A 15305-nucleotide genomic window follows, 5' to 3' on the forward strand; every position below is an offset into this window, starting at 1 on the left:
TGGCGGATTTTCTGCTATTGAGTTCGCATAACCCCTCAAAAATTCGACATTTTACAGCAAGGCGGATTTGCCTTAACTATTCTCTTGTAAGCCTTCCTTACAAAAGAGAATTCGCTATGCGTAAAACTTCGGTTGCTGCTTTACTCGCGGTTTCATCATTGCTACTTGCCGGTTGTACGTCTCACGTTGCTGATAAAGAGCAATATTCTGGATTCTTGGGTGATTACAGTCAGTTAAAACCGGCTGAATCTGTCAGCGGTGAGCAAACGCTGCGCTGGATTTCACCCGATTACCAAAAAGGTAATTTTAAAAATGCCCATTACACGCCGGTAATTTACTATCCAGCGGCGCATCCCTCTCAGCGTATTAGCCAGCAAACACTGGATGAAATTCGTAACTACACCGATATTCAGCTAAAAGGGGCTATCGCCACCCATTGGCCGCTGGTTGCGAGCAAAAGTTCGCAAACTTTAATGGTACGTGCGGCGATTACCGCAGTGAATGCCGAGAACAAAGGCATGCAGTTCTATGAAGTGGTACCGGTTGCGGCCGTTGTTGCCAGCACCATGGCGGCTACCGGTCATCGCACGCAAAACAGTATGCTGTTCCTCGAACTTGAAGCGACCGATGCAACCGGTAAGCCGATGATTCGGGTTGTGCGTAAAGCCTTTGGTAAAACCGTCAATAACAGCACGACGGCCATTACCTTTGCCGATCTCAAACCGGGTATCGACAAAATGATCCGCGACGCGGTAAGTTTCACTACGCCGTAATCGCCCATGGCGGCAGATGCCTGTCGCCATCCTTAATCTTTTGTAAATCCTCAACATCATCCTGCCTGGGCTGTCTACGCTTAAGAGCATCGTATCCAGCCAGGAGAATTTCATGGTTCGTTTCCCTGTCGCGTTGGCTCTCAGCGGCGCGTTACTCTGTTCCTTTTCTTCCTTAGCGGCGGACTTGCACGTGCAGGTTCTGCAAGAAAAACTCGATCACCCTTGGTCGCTGGCATTTCTGCCCGATAACCAAACCCTGTTGATCACCGAACGTTCCGGCCAGTTGCGTAGCTGGCAACCCGGTAGCGGTCTATCCGAGCCGATTCAGGGTGTGCCGAAAGTCTGGGCGCAGCGTCAAAGCGGTTTGCTGGACGTGGTGCTGGCACCCGATTTCGCACAAAGCCGACGCGTCTGGTTGAGTTATACCGAAGCCAACAGCAGCGGCAAGGCGGGTGCGGTGGTCGGATATGGCACGCTGAGCGAGGATAATCGTCAACTCAGCGATTTCCGTGAAGTGATTCGCCAGACACCCATGCTCTCTCGCGGCAATAACATCGGCACGCGGCTGGCGTTTGATCGTCAGGGTTTTCTCTGGATAGCGTTTGGCGATAATTTTGCCAGCAGCACCGCGCAGGATCTCGACAAGCTGCAAGGGAAATTACTGCGCCTGAACAGTGATGGTAGCGTACCGAAAGATAACCCCTTTATTGACCGTGACGGTGCGCGACCAGAAATTTGGGCCTACGGTCTGCGTAATCCACAAGGACTGGCGCTCAATCCATGGACTCAGGAAATGTGGGAGAGCGAGCATGGCCCGCGCGGCGGCGATGAAGTAAATATTCCTGAGAAGGGAAAAAATTATGGCTGGCCGCTGGCCACTTATGGCGTTGACTACAGTGGTTCGAAAGTGCCGGAATCAAAAGGAACGCATGCCGATGGCACGGAGCAGCCGGTGTTTCACTGGAAGGTTTCGCCTGCGCTCAGCGGGATGGCATTTTACAACAGTGCCCGTTTCCCGCAGTGGAAAAACTCGCTGTTTATCGGCTCACTGAAAGAGAAAAATCTGATTCGCCTGCGGGTTAACGGCGAGAAAGTCGTCGAGGAGCAGAGATTGTTAGAGGATCGCAATGAGCGCATTCGCGATGTGCGTCAGGGACCGGATGGCTATCTTTATGTGCTTACTGATGAAGCCAACGGCAAACTGCTCAAGGTGGGATTAGCGCAGGACGCCACGGCGTCCCGCGGATAATTACCTTGCCCAGTGACAGACTTCCCAGCCCCGGCTCATTGCCTCCTGATGCAGCATTGTGTCGGGGTTAATCACATGCGCATGATCGGCCTGTGCCAGCAACGGCAGGTCATTCATGGAGTCGCTGTAAGCCCAGGTTCGCTCAAACGCTTCGCCTTCCTGTAACGCCTTCCAGTCCGTTAGACGTGTCACTTTGCCATCTTTGTAGGTCATGGTGCCGTAGGTTTGGCCGCTGTAGCGGTCGTCTACAACTTCCACTCCAATTGCCAACGCGCCATAAGCACCCAAACGCTCGGCGATGGGGATGACTAAGTGTTCGCCGCTGGCCGAGATAATCATCACTTTATCGCCGCGCTGTTGATGCCATTCTATGCGTTCACGCGCTGCTGGAAACACACGTGGCATGATATCGCGATGAATAAAGCGACGCACCCAACCTTCGACTGTTAAGGTGGCCATACCCGCCAGCGGTGCCAGCGTTTTGTTCATGTATTCTTCGATAGAAAGCGTGCCGGCGTAATATTGCGTCATCAACTGCTGCTCTTCGGCAATAAGGTCACTGGATGCGAATCCTTGCGAGACCAGCCAACGCAGCCACAGGCTGGTGCTGTCTTCGCAAATAAGCGTTTCATCGAGATCAAACAGGGCTAGGTCCATGGCATTCTCCTCAGGCTGACTCAAGTCAGGTTAGCTGAATTTTGTGACGGTCTTAACTGTTCTGAGAAAAATCGGAATTTCACGCAGTTTTTAAGAGAGAACGTTTATGAGAGGAAAGCGTGTTAGACAAAGAGTTTGCAAAAGAGTCAGCGGAAGAAGGGGCGCATGGCGTGAATGCCAGGATTACTCTACTAAACTCTAAAAAACTTTACGGTTCATCGGTTTTTTTCGCGGACGCCAACGGTTAGCGTTCTAACTGAAGGTTTTTGCCTTAAAACCCCGATTTAACAAGGACAATTCGGTCACGCTCATGACAAACACTCGCTTCGCTTCCCGTTTGCGGCTTTTTGCTGCAACCTCATTACTCATTGTTGCGCCGATCAGCGTTTTTGCTGAACAGGCGCCGAATGCCCCTCAAATCGATGCGAAAGCCTGGATTTTAATCGACTACGCCAGCGGCAAAGTATTAACAGAATCTAATGCCGATCAACGACTCGATCCTGCCAGCCTGACAAAAATGATGACCAGCTATGTGGTCGGCCAGGCCATTAAAGCGGGCAAGATTAAACCCGACGATCTGGTTACTGTGGGTCAGGATGCGTGGGCAACGGGTAATCCGAAACTCAAAGGCTCATCATTGATGTTTCTTAAACCGGGCGACCGTATTCCGGTACATGAGCTGAATAAAGGCATAGTGATTCAATCGGGTAATGATGCCTGTATTGCGCTGGCTGATTATGTCGCCGGCAGTCAGGATTCGTTTATTGGCTTGATGAACAACTATGTCAAAGCCTTTGGGCTGCAAAATACGCATTTCATGACGGTGCACGGTTTAGATGCGGAAGGGCAATATAGCACCGCGCGCGACATGGCGCTGATTGGTCAGGCGTTGATTCGTGATGTGCCTGAAGAGTATGCGCTAAATAAAGAGAAAGAATTTACCTTTAATAATATTCGCCAGATGAACCGAAATCGCCTGCTGTGGAGTACCAACCTAAAAGTCGATGGCATTAAAACGGGCCACACTTCAGGCGCAGGGAATAATTTGGTGGCCTCTGCAACCGAAGGCGACATGCGATTGATTTCCGTGGTGCTGGGTACTGCTACCGACGCTATGCGTTTCCGCGAGAGTGAGAAGTTGCTGACCTGGGGTTTCCGTTTTTATGAAACGGTAACGCCGATCAAAGCTGATGCGCCTTTCGCCCAGCAGCGCGTCTGGTTTGGCGAGCGCAATCAAGTGAACCTTGGGGTAGAAAAAGATGCCGCGCTGACCATTCCGAAGGGGCAGATGAAAAATCTCAAGGCCAGCTACACGCTAAGTTCGCCTCAGTTAGAAGCGCCACTGAAGAAAAATCAGGTTGTCGGCACCATTAATTTCCAGCTGGATGGCAAAACTATTGAGCAGCGTCCACTGGTGGTCATGCAGGATGTGCCAGAAGGCGGTTTCTTCAGTCGTATTTTCGATTTTGTGATGATGAAATTTAACGGCTGGTTCGGGAAGTGGTTTTCGTGAAGAGAGGGGACGCCGCAATGCGTCCCCTTTTTTTAACCTTGCGTCCAGCCTTTACGAATCGGCAACGCGAAAAGGGTGCGGTAAAGCGGATTGATCACATTCAGCATGCGGTTGCCGTAAATTTGCCAGGCAAGATGCGACGCCAGACAACCCAGCATCCCTACCAAAAATCCGCCTAACATATCCATTGGCCAGTGCACGCCCAAATAAACGCGCGACCAGGCGATAGCGCTGCCAACCAGCATTAAAATTACACCCGACCACAAACGATGCCAGAAGATAAAAGCCAGCGCGAAGGTGAAGATGGTGGTGCCGTGATCGCTGGGATAAGAGTCGTCAGCCGTGTGATGCAGGAACTGATGCCCTAAGCCAATGGCAAAGGGGCGAGGATGCGGCAGCAGCTGGCCAACGCACCAGGAGATCGCTAACGCGTAAATCAACGCCATTCCGGTTTTCAACACCAGCACACGCTGAGATTTAACCTGCTCGTGTGGCCCCCACAACCACAGCGCTACAATCAGCAGCGGCACAATGGCAATCAAGTCTTTGGCAATAAATGTCGCCAGTTGCAACATCCAGGCGGGCGAAGCGGGTGTAGCGTTAATCAACATAAACAGCGAGCGGTTTAACTCTTCCATTATTGGCGGGCTTCCTCTTTGAAAAGTGCGCGAGCACATTCAGCAATCTCTGTTTTGGATAGGCAACATCTGTAAACAGGCAAAATTGGCTCAGTTTGATGTGACCGCGTTGCTGAGCAGCAGCGCACTAAATGCTAATAAAATAAAGAGGCTATCCTGGAATTATTCAATGCATTCGTCCATAGCAGGGTTCTTAATCTTCATGCAGGTTGCAAAACGGTTTAGGTTTAATGACATTTTCATGAAGGCTGTATCTCATGGGCAGGCGCTTTGACCGGGGATTTCAGGCATAAAAAAACCCGCTAGCTAAATCACTAACGGGCTCCACAATTTGGGGATTTCAAAGAAAAGCAGTGGCACTTATTAAGACTGCACCCCCATTAAAAAGTTCTGGACTCCACTAAAAAATTTTTATAAGGGCAATATCGGCCAAATAATCACAATCAGTGTACCTGCTAGCGTCAGAAGGACGTTGGCTATTGCGTAGGTACCTGCGTAGCCGAGTGCTGGAATGTTGCTGCGTGCGGTATCGCTGATAATCTCCATGGCGGGCGCGCAGGTTCGTGCGCCCATAATGGCCCCAAACAGCAGGGCGCGGTTCATTCGCAGTACGTAGGCGCCAAACAGGTAGCAAATCACCACCGGAATCAGGCTGACCAGCAATCCACACAGCAGCATTAAGGCACCGTCGCTGCTCAGGCCATGATTAATGCCGCTGCCCGCACTCAATCCAACACCTGCCATGAACACCATCAAACCAAATTCTTTCACCATGGTCAGCGCGCCCTGCGGGATATAGCCAAACGTGGGATGGTTAGCACGCAGAAAGCCCAGCATGATACCTGCAAACAGCAAACCGGCAGCGTTACCAATGCCAAAACTAAAATTGCTGAACTGGAAAGTGATCAGGCCAATCATCAGCCCAACAATAAAGAAAGCGCAGAACGCCAGAAGATCGGTCATTTGACTATGAATGGCGATAAAGCCAATGCGATCGGCCACGCTTTTCACGCGACGCGCTTCACCGCTGACCTGTAACACATCCCCTTTGTTGAGAATGATGTTGTCATCGATCGGCATTTCAATCTGACTGCGAATTACGCGGTTAAGGAAGCAGCCGTGATCGGTCAGGTTGAGTTTGCTCAGGCGCTTATTCACGGCGTTATGGTTCTTTACCACGATCTCTTCAGTGACGATGCGCATATCCAGCAAGTCGCGATCAAAAACCTCTTTGCCGTTGCGAAAGCTAGGATCAAGACGGGCGTGAGCGTCGGGATAACCCACCAACGAAATATCATCGCCCAGTTGCAGCACCGCATCCCCATCAGGGCTGGCGATAATGCCATTACGGCGAATACGTTCGATGTAACAACCGGTCTGACGATAGATGCCTAATTCACGCAGGTTCTTACCGCCGCTCCACGCCACCAGTTCCGGGCCGACGCGATAGGCACGGATCACCGGCAAAAAGACTTTGCGCTGGCTATCGGCATCTAAACCACGTTCACGGGCGATTTGTTGCGCGCAGGTTGATAAATCTTGATGCTGTAGACGGGGCAAGTAGCGGGCACCAAAAATCAAACTGACTAAACCAATCAGATAGGTGATGGCATAACCCAGGCTAAGGTGATCCTGCATCAATGCCAGCTGTTTGCTGTCGCTGATGCTTTGCCGTAAGGTATCGCCTGCGCCGACCAACACGGGCGTTGAGGTCATGGAGCCCGCCAACATGCCCGCGGTTAAACCGATATCCCAGCCAAACAACTTGCCTAAACCCAACGCTAAAACCAGCGCGCTGACCACCATGACGATAGCCAGCATGAAATAGTTTTTTCCGTCGCGGAAAAAAATTGAGAAGAAATTAGGCCCTGCTTCAACGCCAACACAAAAAATAAATAACATAAAGCCCAGGCTCAAGGCGTCCGTATTTATCGCGAAGTGTTGTTGCCCTAATAACAGGGAAATCACTAATACGCCGATAGAATTTCCTAGTTGAACGGAGCCTAGACGCAATTTACCCAGACAAAGTCCGAGGGCCAATACAACAAATAATAACAAAACGTCATTTCCGCTTAACAATTCTGCGACGTTAATATTCACTGTTTAACTTCTTGTTTACGTGTAACTTATTGATGAGTGGCTTGTTTTTGGTTATCTTGAGCAAGCCGTAACATCCTGCATTGAAAAATGCAGCTGCAGGATAGGGTGATGCGGCGGCTATTCTAATCAGAAAAATCTTTCTCAGCTATGCGCTGAAATCATTCAGACGAACAGCGGACTGTTTCTTTTTATTTCCACCTGAGCGCAGCAGGTAGGGCGTTGAATTTTGTCATGTTAAATGTTGATGAGTGGGGTGATATGCCGCAGCGTTCTTATCTCTGGACTATCCGTCTTCTGGGCGTGGTGATTTATAGTCTGGTGTTCATTTTTGCGCACGATTTTTGGCAGACCGGTAAAGCGGCTGTCCGCGGTCAGCCGGAATTACTGCTTTTCATTCTTCCCGGTGTCTTTATGGCTTTAGTGCAGACGAACAGCCCGCTGAAAAGTACCTTGTTAATGGCTTTGTGGGGATCGTTGTTAGCCGCATTGATGCTCAACAGCGCGTTATTTCCCTCCACAAATTGGCTTTTTCTGACTGCATGGAGCCTGAGTGCCATTTTTTGGGCCGGTTGTGGCGCGTTGCTGGTGCGATTATTGCGGATAATGTTAACGCTTAGAAGTTAAGGTGGGCGTAGAGTTGAAACCGTTCAGAGCGTTGTGATGCAGCGGCGTGATCAATTTTCGCGGATATTAGCGAAGCAGTTTATCGTTTGGACTAAACCGCTTCGTGAGATCTTCATACACCTTTAAGCAACAAAGCCCAGGTTTTCTTTAGTCCACGCCGCAAACTCGGTGTAGCCACCAATGTGCTGTTCGTCGAGGAAAATCTGTGGCACGGTGTTTACGGGTTTGCCTGCGCTGGCTTCAAGATCCGCTTTCGTAATCCCTTCCGCCTGAATATCAACGTATTGAAAGCTAAAATCGTCGCGATCGGCCGCTAATTTGTCAGCCAGTTCTTTGGCACGTACACAAAAAGAACAACCCGGGCGACCAAAAATTACAGCAATCATTGAAAACTCCTTGCAGACTATGTTGTGTGATCTGCATCACGCAACAGGTAAAAGAATGACAATCATCATGCCCGCTCGTACCGCTTAAAGAAAGCAGGATTTACCTGTTAGTCTGATGCCCGCCGTCTATACCCGTCTTGATCTAAAATGCAGGCGCGTCAGCGTTGTGTACGGGTCTTAACTTCTTTTCAAAAGATGTCGGGTATGGGCAGGCGCTGACTTGTTAACCATAATTACCGTTCCATTCAGGTGTGATGCAGGAGCGGAGTAATGCGAAATGTAGCGAGATTACCGAAACCCATTCTGGTAATGGAGGCGATAGGTGGCCTGCTGATTATTGCCGCACTGCTGGTGATCAATCAGTGGCTGCCTGCGTCAACATCGGTCGACAGCAAAACGCTGGCGACCGGGCTGTTGTTATTTGGCGTCATTTTGATGCTGCCTGCCGCCTGGCTATTAATGTGGCGCACCGCAAAAGCGATGGCGCCGCAGTTGTTTAATCGCACCGACAAAAAAAGATAATGTTGCTGGAGAGTTTATGACACCGACCATTGATTTATTGTGTAGCCACCGTTCCATTCGCGCGTTTACCGATCAAGCCATCAGCGAAGCGCAACGTGAGGCAATTATTCACGCAGCGCAATCGGCGTCCACATCCAGCTTTTTGCAGTGTTCTTCTATTGTGCGCATCACCGACAAAGGCCTGCGCGATCAGCTGGTCACTTTATCTGGCGGACAGCCTTGGGTGGCGGATGCGGCTGAGTTTTGGATCTTCTGTGCCGATTTTAATCGTCATCTGCAGATCTGCCCGGATGCGCAGCTTGGTCGCGCTGAGCAACTGCTGTTAGGTTGTGTTGATACAGCATTGATGGCACAGAACGCCATGATTGCAGCAGAGTCAATGGATCTGGGTGGCGTGTTTATTGGTGGTATTCGCAATAGCATTGCGCAGGTTACTGAATTACTGGAGCTGCCAAAATATGTGCTGCCGCTGTTTGGTTTCTGTATGGGTTATCCTGAATCCGCACCAAATGTGAAGCCGCGTATGCCACAGGCGATGTTAGTGCATGAAAATCGCTATCAATCGGTGGATCCAGCGGTGCTTGCCGATTACGATAATCAGATTACTGAATATTATCAGCAGCGCGACAGTAACCAGCGTAGCGAAACCTGGAGCCAGCTGATTCAGCGCCTGATCATTAAAGAAACGCGCCCATTTATGCTGGATTATCTGCATCAGCAGGGTTGGGCGACACGCTAATCTGACCCAAGGAATGTGATGATGAAAATGGCCATCCTGTCTTGTGATGGATCGCTTTATTCATGCCGCCGTTTACGTGAAGTTGCCGAGCAGCGTGGCCATTTTATTCACATCATTGATCCGCTTTCTTGCTACATGAACATCAATCCCGCGTCGCCTGCAGTACATTATTGTGGCGAACCGCTGGAATACGTTGACGCCGTTATTCCTCGCATCGGTACCTCCATCACCTTTTATGGCACGGCTGTGTTGCGCCAGTTTGAGATGTGCGGCAGTTATCCGCTCAATGACTCCGCAGCGATTACCCGCGCGCGTGACAAATTACGCTCCTTGCAGTTGCTGGCACGGGCAGGCATTAATATGCCAGTAACTGGTTTTGCCTCCTCGCCTGACGATACGCAAGATCTTATCGCGATGGTGGGCGGCGCGCCGCTGGTGGTAAAGCTGGTGGAAGGGAGTCAGGGAATTGGTGTGGTGCTGGCAGAAACGCGGCAGGCTGCGGAAAGCGTTATTGACGCCTTTCGCGGCCTGAATGCGCATATTCTGGTGCAAGAGTTTATCAAGGAAGCGCAAGGGCGTGACATTCGTTGTCTCGTCATTGGCAACAAGGTGGTCGCGGCCATTGAGCGTCAGGCGAAAGAGGGCGATTTCCGATCAAACCTGCATCGCGGCGGTAAAGCGCATCCGGTTAACATCACCGATCAAGAGCGTGAAATTGCTGTTAAAGCCGCGTCAACACTGGGATTAGACATTGCAGGCGTTGACATTTTACGCGCACATCGCGGCCCGTTAGTGATGGAAGTTAACGCCTCGCCAGGGTTAGAAGGTATTGAAGCCTCCACCGGGCTGAATATTGCCGGTATGATGATTGACTGGATTGAGCAACACGCTCTACCCGGCCAACGTCCTAAAACCGCTGGCTAACCCGCGCTTTTCAGCGGTTTTCATAGCGTCAATGGCAATTTTTCCGTAAGCTTAGTCGCCTGTTTATTCACCCCAAGGGATTTTACGATGGATTCTCTTGTCGTTCCGGATATCGACCTGTTGCGTCGCTGGCTGGATCAGCAAAATATCACCTGGTTCGAATGTGATGCCTGTCAGGCACTTCATCTGCCGCACATGCAGAACTTTGAAGGGGTGTTTGACGCCAAAATCGATCTGGTCGACAACGTCATTCTGTTTTCTGCGCTGGCGGAAGTGAAGCCGACGGCATTAATTCCTTTGGTTGGCGACCTGTCGCAAATCAATGCCAGTTCACTCACGGTTAAAGCCTTTATCGACATTCAGGATGATAATTTGCCGAAGCTGATTGTGTGTCAGTCGATGACCACCACAGCGGGTCTAACCTTTGGCCAGTTTTCACATTTCATGAAGCAGAGTGAAGAGCAAATTTCCATGGTCATTCTGGAAGCGTTTGCCAACAATTTGTTGATGATGAGTGAAGATGAAGAAGAGGAGCGCCCGGCGACCTTGCTCGGCCACTCAATGCTGCATTAATCCTTCCAGATTTAACTGCTGCATAATGCAGCAGTTTTTCTTTATGCCCCACCACGTTTTATTCTGCATTTTGCCCTTTAATGCCAGATATTTGTCGTTCTTTATGCCATCAAAGCCGAACCTCATAGTTTAAAGATGAATAAAATATCGCAATTAGGCGTTTTTTACGCTGAGGTCTGGTTAACCCTCATCAGGGCGGCTATTCTTGCGGGGCTACGTCAGCCTTGTAAATGCAGCGCAGGTATAGGTTTTTACTATTAAACTCCCGCTGAATAATGATTCATTGTGTCACTAATTTTACGCACAGAACGCAACGTTCGGATCAGGTATTTGTAGCGTTGTGATGACCCGCTCAGGAGGAAGTAAAACATGTCCAACCAACGTCAAAAATGGTTGTCAGGTGTGGTTGCTGGCGTGCTGATGGCAGCTTCTGCCAGCACAATGGCGGAAGATAAAACGCTGCACGTATATAACTGGTCCGATTATATCTCACCAGATACCGTTCCGAATTTCGAAAAACAGACCGGCACTAAAGTGGTCTATGACGTGTTTGACTCCAACGAAGTGCTGGAAGGCAAGTTAATGGCCGGCAGCACCGGTTATGACGTGGTAGTGCCATCCTCCAGCTTCCTGGCGCGTCAGCTGCAATCTGGCGTGTTTCAGCCGTTAGACAAAAGTAAATTGCCTAACTACAAAAATCTCGATCCGGCGCTGATGGAAAAAGTCGCGCAGCACGATCCGGGCAATAAATACGCCATTCCTTATCTGTGGGGCACCACCGGTATTGGTTATAACGTTGATAAAGTTAAAGCGGCGTTGGGTGCGGATGCGCCCGTTAACAGCTGGGATTTGGTCTTAAAACCTGAGAACCTGGAAAAATTGAAAGGCTGCGGGGTTTCCTTCCTCGATGCGCCAGAAGAGATTTTCGCCACCGTGCTGAACTATCTCAGTAAAGATCCGAACAGCTCAGATGCGAAGGATTACTCAGGTGCAGCCACCGATCTGCTGCTGAAATTGCGTCCGAATATTCGCTATTTCCACTCTTCGCAGTACATCAACGATTTGGCTAACGGCAATATCTGCGTGGCTATTGGTTGGTCAGGCGATATTTTGCAGGCGAAAGATCGCGCCGATGCCGCGAAAAACGGCGTACATCTGGCTTACAGCGTACCCAAAGAGGGCGCGCTGGCGTTCTTTGACATGATGGCGATTCCGAAAGACGCGAAAAATCTGGATGCCGCTTATCAGTTCCTGAACTACATGATGGATCCGAAAGTGATCGCTGATGTCTCTAACAAGATGTCCTACGCTAACGGTAACAAGGCATCGCTGCCGCTGATTAACGCTGATGTGCGTAATAATCCAGGTATCTTCCCAACGCCTGAAGCCATGTCAAAACTGTTCGTGCTGAAAGTACAAGATCCAAAACTGGATCGTGTGCGTACGCGTGCATGGACTAAAGTAAAAAGTGGTAAGTAATTCGTTCTAAACGAATAGGCTTATAACGAAACAGCAACAGAGGTGCAGTGATGGCCTCTGTTGTGCCATTTTTAGCGGCTGGCTTTGCCGTGCAGTTCCGCGTGGCCCCGGAGATTAATGTTAGTGAACGACGCCATTCCTCGTCCTCAAAATAAAACCGCAAAGGCGTTAACGCCGCTGCTAGAAATCCGCAACCTGACCAAATCGTTTGATGGTCAGCACGCTGTTGATGATGTCAGCCTGACGATTTACAAAGGTGAAATTTTTGCGCTGCTGGGTGCATCCGGCTGCGGTAAATCGACGCTGCTGCGCATGCTGGCGGGCTTTGAGCCGCCAACCAGCGGCCAGATCGTATTGGATGGACAAGATTTGTCTCACGTTGCGCCATATCAGCGCCCAATTAACATGATGTTCCAGTCCTACGCCCTGTTTCCACATATGACTGTGGAACAGAACATCGCTTTTGGCCTGAAGCAGGACAAGTTGCCAAAGGGTGAGATCAGCAGCCGGGTTGAAGAGATGCTGACGTTAGTGCATATGCAAGAGTTCGCCAAACGTAAACCGCATCAGCTTTCGGGCGGCCAGCGTCAGCGTGTGGCGCTGGCACGTAGTCTGGCAAAGCGTCCAAAGCTGTTATTGCTGGATGAGCCGATGGGTGCGTTGGATAAAAAGTTGCGTGACCGCATGCAGTTAGAAGTGGTCGATATTCTTGAGCGTGTCGGCGCGACCTGCGTGATGGTGACGCACGATCAGGAAGAGGCGATGACCATGGCGGGTCGTATTGCCATCATGAACCGCGGCAAATTTGTGCAGATTGGCGAGCCGGAAGAGATTTATGAACATCCCACCAGCCGCTACAGCGCCGAATTTATCGGCTCAGTCAATGTCTTTGAGGGTCTACTGCGCGAGCGTCGTGAGGATGGCCTGGTAATAGACAGCCCCGGCTTGCTGCATCCACTGAAAGTGGACTCAGACGTCTCAGTGACAGACAACGTGCCGGTACACGTCGCGCTGCGTCCAGAAAAAGTGATGCTTTGTGAAGACGTTCCTGCAGATGGCTGTAACTTTGCGGTGGGTGAAGTGGTGCATATTGCCTATTTAGGCGACTTGTCGATTTTTCATGTGCGCCTGCGTAGCGGGCAAATGATCAGTGCACAATTGCAAAATGCACACCGCTTTCGCAAAGGGTTGCCGACATGGGGCGACGAAGTTCGTCTCTACTGGGAAAGCGACAGCTGCGTGGTGTTGACGGTTTAAGGAGGCGCAATGAGCCAGATTTTTCAACGCAGCAAAGCGCCCGCTAAATTGGTTGGTACGCCGCTGCAGCGCTGGGTAACGCGCATCAAAATGCAACATGGCCGCAAGCTGGTCATTGCATTGCCTTATATTTGGCTGGTGCTGTTTTTCCTGCTGCCTTTCCTGATCGTGCTGAAAATCAGCTTCGCGGACATCGCTCGCGCCATTCCGCCGTATACCGATTTAATCAGCTGGGCCGATGACCAGTTCAGCCTGATTCTCAATTTTGCCAACTATCTGCAACTTACTGATGATCCGCTGTATATCGACGCCTATTTGCAATCTTTGAAAGTGGCGGCGATCTCCACGGTAATCTGTCTGTTGATTGGTTATCCGCTGGCGTGGGCGGTGGCGCACAGTAAGCCCTCAATGCGCACCATTTTGCTGCTGCTGGTGATTCTGCCGTCGTGGACCTCATTTCTGGTACGTGTTTATGCCTGGATGGGGCTCCTTAACAACAACGGTATTTTGAACCGCTTCTTGCTGTGGCTGGGCGTGATCGACCATCCGCTGGTGATCCTTTACACCAACACTGCGGTTTATATCGGCATTGTTTACTGCTATTTGCCGTTTATGGTGCTGCCTATCTATACCGCATTAACCCGCATCGATTATTCGCTGGTGGAAGCGTCGTTGGATTTGGGTGCGCGTCCGCTGAAAACTTTCTTCAAGGTGATTGTGCCGCTAACCAAAGGCGGGATTATTGCCGGTTCGATGTTGGTATTTATTCCGGCGGTCGGAGAATACGTGATTCCTGAACTGCTTGGCGGGCCTGACAGCATCATGATTGGTCGTATCTTGTGGCAAGAGTTCTTTAATAACCGCGATTGGCCAGTCGCATCTGCGTTGGCGGTGATTATTCTGCTGATACTGATTCTGCCTATCATCTGGTTCCACAAGCATCAAAATCGTGAAATGGGAGAGAAGGGATGAATAATCTGCCAACGATCCGCTCGCCCTGGCGCACCGCCATTTTGGCGTGCTGTTTCCTGTTTCTTTATGCGCCGATGCTGCTGTTGGTGATTTATTCATTCAACAGCTCGCAGCTGGTCACGGTGTGGGAAGGTTTTTCGTTTCACTGGTACAGCGTGCTGTTTCAGGATGATGCGATGATTGATGCGGTGCTGCTGAGTTTAAGCATCGCAGGATTATCGGCCAGCATGGCGGTGGTATTGGGCACGCTGGCGGCAGTGATCATTGTGCGCTTCGGTCATTTCCGCGGTCACAACGGTTTTGCCTTTATGCTGACAGCGCCACTGGTTATGCCGGATGTGATTACCGGGTTATCGCTGCTGTTGCTGTTTGTCGCGATTGGCAATGCCATCGGCTGGCCGAGTGAGCGCGGCATGTTAACTATCTGGCTGGCGCACGTCACGTTTTGTACCGCCTATGTGGCGGTGGTGATCAATTCGCGCCTGCGTGAACTGGATCGCTCCATTGAAGAAGCGGCGATGGACTTGGGCGCAACGCCGCTGAAAGTGTTCTTCGTGATTACCGTGCCGATGATTGCACCCGCGCTGGTGACGGGCTGGTTGCTGGCGTTTACGCTATCGCTTGATGATCTGGTGATTTCCAGTTTTGTCACCGGACCAGGCGCGACCACGCTACCCATGGCAATTTTCGCCACCGTGCGCCGTGGCGTGAACCCGGAAATTAATGCACTGGCCTCGCTGATCCTGTTCATTGTCGGTTTGGTTGGTTTTATTGCCTGGCGCTTCATGGCGCATACAGAAAAACAACGTTTAAGCGATATTCAGAAAGCTAAACGTGGCTGAAACTCGTAAGCTTTGCCACTATAAGAATGGGCTGGTTTTCCAGCCCATTTTCAATGG

At 50.6% G+C, this 15305-nt stretch carries 16 protein-coding genes; 12 read left to right on the forward strand and 4 right to left on the reverse strand.

Going from position 1 to position 15305, the window contains the following annotated elements; translation table 11 throughout:
- The first annotated feature begins 116 nt into the window (after positions 1 to 116).
- Positions 117 to 773 carry a DUF3313 domain-containing protein gene (locus ACF2G4_RS02260; RefSeq protein WP_409075441.1) on the forward strand — a complete coding sequence of 219 codons (657 nt, stop codon included), beginning with the start codon at positions 117 to 119 and terminating at the stop codon, positions 771 to 773.
- 112 nt (positions 774 to 885) lie between these two features.
- Positions 886 to 2022: a PQQ-dependent sugar dehydrogenase gene (locus tag ACF2G4_RS02265; RefSeq protein WP_215847226.1), complete on the forward strand. Its 1137-nt coding sequence runs from the start codon at positions 886 to 888 to the stop codon at positions 2020 to 2022.
- Here the strand turns inward: ACF2G4_RS02265 and ACF2G4_RS02270 are convergent, their stop codons facing one another.
- Positions 2023 to 2679, reverse strand: coding sequence for an HAD family hydrolase (locus tag ACF2G4_RS02270; RefSeq protein ID WP_409075442.1), 657 nt, complete (start codon positions 2677 to 2679; stop codon positions 2023 to 2025). It abuts the gene before it with no gap.
- Between the two features lie 310 nt (positions 2680 to 2989).
- Here ACF2G4_RS02270 and ACF2G4_RS02275 point away from each other — a divergent pair, with 310 nt between their 5' ends.
- Positions 2990 to 4192, forward strand: a complete 1203-nt coding sequence (locus ACF2G4_RS02275; RefSeq protein WP_409075443.1) for a serine hydrolase — start codon at positions 2990 to 2992, stop codon at positions 4190 to 4192.
- A gap of 32 nt (positions 4193 to 4224) precedes the next feature.
- Here ACF2G4_RS02275 and ybjG read toward each other — a convergent pair whose 3' ends face one another.
- Together ybjG and ACF2G4_RS02285 are read right to left on the reverse strand one after the other, a co-directional pair.
- On the reverse strand, positions 4225 to 4830 hold the full coding sequence (ybjG, locus tag ACF2G4_RS02280; RefSeq protein ID WP_215847224.1) for an undecaprenyl-diphosphate phosphatase: 606 nt from the start codon (positions 4828 to 4830) through the stop codon (positions 4225 to 4227).
- Positions 4831 to 5241: 411 nt separating this feature from the next.
- Positions 5242 to 6930: an aspartate:alanine antiporter gene (locus ACF2G4_RS02285; protein WP_215847223.1), complete on the reverse strand. Its 1689-nt coding sequence runs from the start codon at positions 6928 to 6930 to the stop codon at positions 5242 to 5244.
- A gap of 258 nt (positions 6931 to 7188) precedes the next feature.
- Between ACF2G4_RS02285 and ybjM the strand changes: the two genes are divergently transcribed.
- Positions 7189 to 7554 carry an inner membrane protein YbjM gene (gene ybjM, locus ACF2G4_RS02290; protein WP_243078520.1) on the forward strand — a complete coding sequence of 122 codons (366 nt, stop codon included), beginning with the start codon at positions 7189 to 7191 and terminating at the stop codon, positions 7552 to 7554.
- A gap of 122 nt (positions 7555 to 7676) precedes the next feature.
- Here the strand turns inward: ybjM and ACF2G4_RS02295 are convergent, their stop codons facing one another.
- Positions 7677 to 7940, reverse strand: coding sequence for a GrxA family glutaredoxin (locus ACF2G4_RS02295; RefSeq protein ID WP_215847222.1), 264 nt, complete (start codon positions 7938 to 7940; stop codon positions 7677 to 7679).
- A 270-nt stretch (positions 7941 to 8210) separates the two neighbouring features.
- Here ACF2G4_RS02295 and ACF2G4_RS02300 point away from each other — a divergent pair, with 270 nt between their 5' ends.
- The 8 genes from ACF2G4_RS02300 to potI all read left to right on the forward strand — a co-directional run bounded on the left by ACF2G4_RS02300 (position 8211) and on the right by potI (position 15248).
- A complete protein-coding gene (locus ACF2G4_RS02300; protein WP_243078261.1) occupies positions 8211 to 8462 on the forward strand; it encodes a DUF1418 family protein in 252 nt (83 codons plus the stop codon).
- A gap of 16 nt (positions 8463 to 8478) precedes the next feature.
- Positions 8479 to 9201 carry an oxygen-insensitive NADPH nitroreductase gene (gene nfsA / locus ACF2G4_RS02305; RefSeq protein WP_332627451.1) on the forward strand — a complete coding sequence of 241 codons (723 nt, stop codon included), beginning with the start codon at positions 8479 to 8481 and terminating at the stop codon, positions 9199 to 9201.
- Positions 9202 to 9222: 21 nt separating this feature from the next.
- Positions 9223 to 10125, forward strand: coding sequence for a 30S ribosomal protein S6--L-glutamate ligase (gene rimK / locus ACF2G4_RS02310; RefSeq protein WP_332628237.1), 903 nt, complete (start codon positions 9223 to 9225; stop codon positions 10123 to 10125).
- 87 nt (positions 10126 to 10212) lie between these two features.
- A complete protein-coding gene (locus ACF2G4_RS02315) occupies positions 10213 to 10698 on the forward strand; it encodes a YbjN domain-containing protein (protein WP_215847221.1) in 486 nt (161 codons plus the stop codon).
- A gap of 369 nt (positions 10699 to 11067) precedes the next feature.
- A complete protein-coding gene (gene potF, locus ACF2G4_RS02320; RefSeq protein ID WP_215847220.1) occupies positions 11068 to 12177 on the forward strand; it encodes a spermidine/putrescine ABC transporter substrate-binding protein PotF in 1110 nt (369 codons plus the stop codon).
- A gap of 123 nt (positions 12178 to 12300) precedes the next feature.
- A complete protein-coding gene (gene potG / locus ACF2G4_RS02325) occupies positions 12301 to 13434 on the forward strand; it encodes a putrescine ABC transporter ATP-binding subunit PotG (protein ID WP_215848308.1) in 1134 nt (377 codons plus the stop codon).
- A 9-nt stretch (positions 13435 to 13443) separates the two neighbouring features.
- Positions 13444 to 14406, forward strand: coding sequence for a putrescine ABC transporter permease PotH (gene potH, locus ACF2G4_RS02330; RefSeq protein ID WP_215847219.1), 963 nt, complete (start codon positions 13444 to 13446; stop codon positions 14404 to 14406).
- Positions 14403 to 15248: a putrescine ABC transporter permease PotI gene (potI, locus tag ACF2G4_RS02335; protein WP_215847218.1), complete on the forward strand. Its 846-nt coding sequence runs from the start codon at positions 14403 to 14405 to the stop codon at positions 15246 to 15248. The genes potH and potI overlap by 4 nt, the downstream gene beginning before the upstream one ends.
- Positions 15249 to 15305: the final 57 nt, after the last annotated feature.

The organism is Pantoea phytostimulans (genome assembly GCF_046118715.1).
Lineage (GTDB): Bacteria > Pseudomonadota > Gammaproteobacteria > Enterobacterales > Enterobacteriaceae > Pantoea > Pantoea phytostimulans.

Excerpts from the sequence above, each read along its gene's own strand:
- ACF2G4_RS02265 (WP_215847226.1), top strand. The coding sequence starts at position 886 with ATGGTTCGTTTCCCTGTCGCGTTGGCTCTCAGCGGCGCGTTACTCTGT.
- potI (WP_215847218.1), top strand. The coding sequence starts at position 14,403 with ATGAATAATCTGCCAACGATCCGCTCGCCCTGGCGCACCGCCATTTTG.
- potF (WP_215847220.1), top strand. The coding sequence starts at position 11,068 with ATGTCCAACCAACGTCAAAAATGGTTGTCAGGTGTGGTTGCTGGCGTG.
- potH (WP_215847219.1), top strand. The coding sequence starts at position 13,444 with ATGAGCCAGATTTTTCAACGCAGCAAAGCGCCCGCTAAATTGGTTGGT.
- ACF2G4_RS02260 (WP_409075441.1), top strand. The coding sequence starts at position 117 with ATGCGTAAAACTTCGGTTGCTGCTTTACTCGCGGTTTCATCATTGCTA.
- ACF2G4_RS02295 (WP_215847222.1), bottom strand. The coding sequence starts at position 7,940 with ATGATTGCTGTAATTTTTGGTCGCCCGGGTTGTTCTTTTTGTGTACGT.
- ybjG (WP_215847224.1), bottom strand. The coding sequence starts at position 4,830 with ATGGAAGAGTTAAACCGCTCGCTGTTTATGTTGATTAACGCTACACCC.
- nfsA (WP_332627451.1), top strand. The coding sequence starts at position 8,479 with ATGACACCGACCATTGATTTATTGTGTAGCCACCGTTCCATTCGCGCG.
- ACF2G4_RS02300 (WP_243078261.1), top strand. The coding sequence starts at position 8,211 with ATGCGAAATGTAGCGAGATTACCGAAACCCATTCTGGTAATGGAGGCG.
- ACF2G4_RS02315 (WP_215847221.1), top strand. The coding sequence starts at position 10,213 with ATGGATTCTCTTGTCGTTCCGGATATCGACCTGTTGCGTCGCTGGCTG.
- rimK (WP_332628237.1), top strand. The coding sequence starts at position 9,223 with ATGAAAATGGCCATCCTGTCTTGTGATGGATCGCTTTATTCATGCCGC.
- ACF2G4_RS02270 (WP_409075442.1), bottom strand. The coding sequence starts at position 2,679 with ATGGACCTAGCCCTGTTTGATCTCGATGAAACGCTTATTTGCGAAGAC.
- ACF2G4_RS02275 (WP_409075443.1), top strand. The coding sequence starts at position 2,990 with ATGACAAACACTCGCTTCGCTTCCCGTTTGCGGCTTTTTGCTGCAACC.
- ybjM (WP_243078520.1), top strand. The coding sequence starts at position 7,189 with ATGCCGCAGCGTTCTTATCTCTGGACTATCCGTCTTCTGGGCGTGGTG.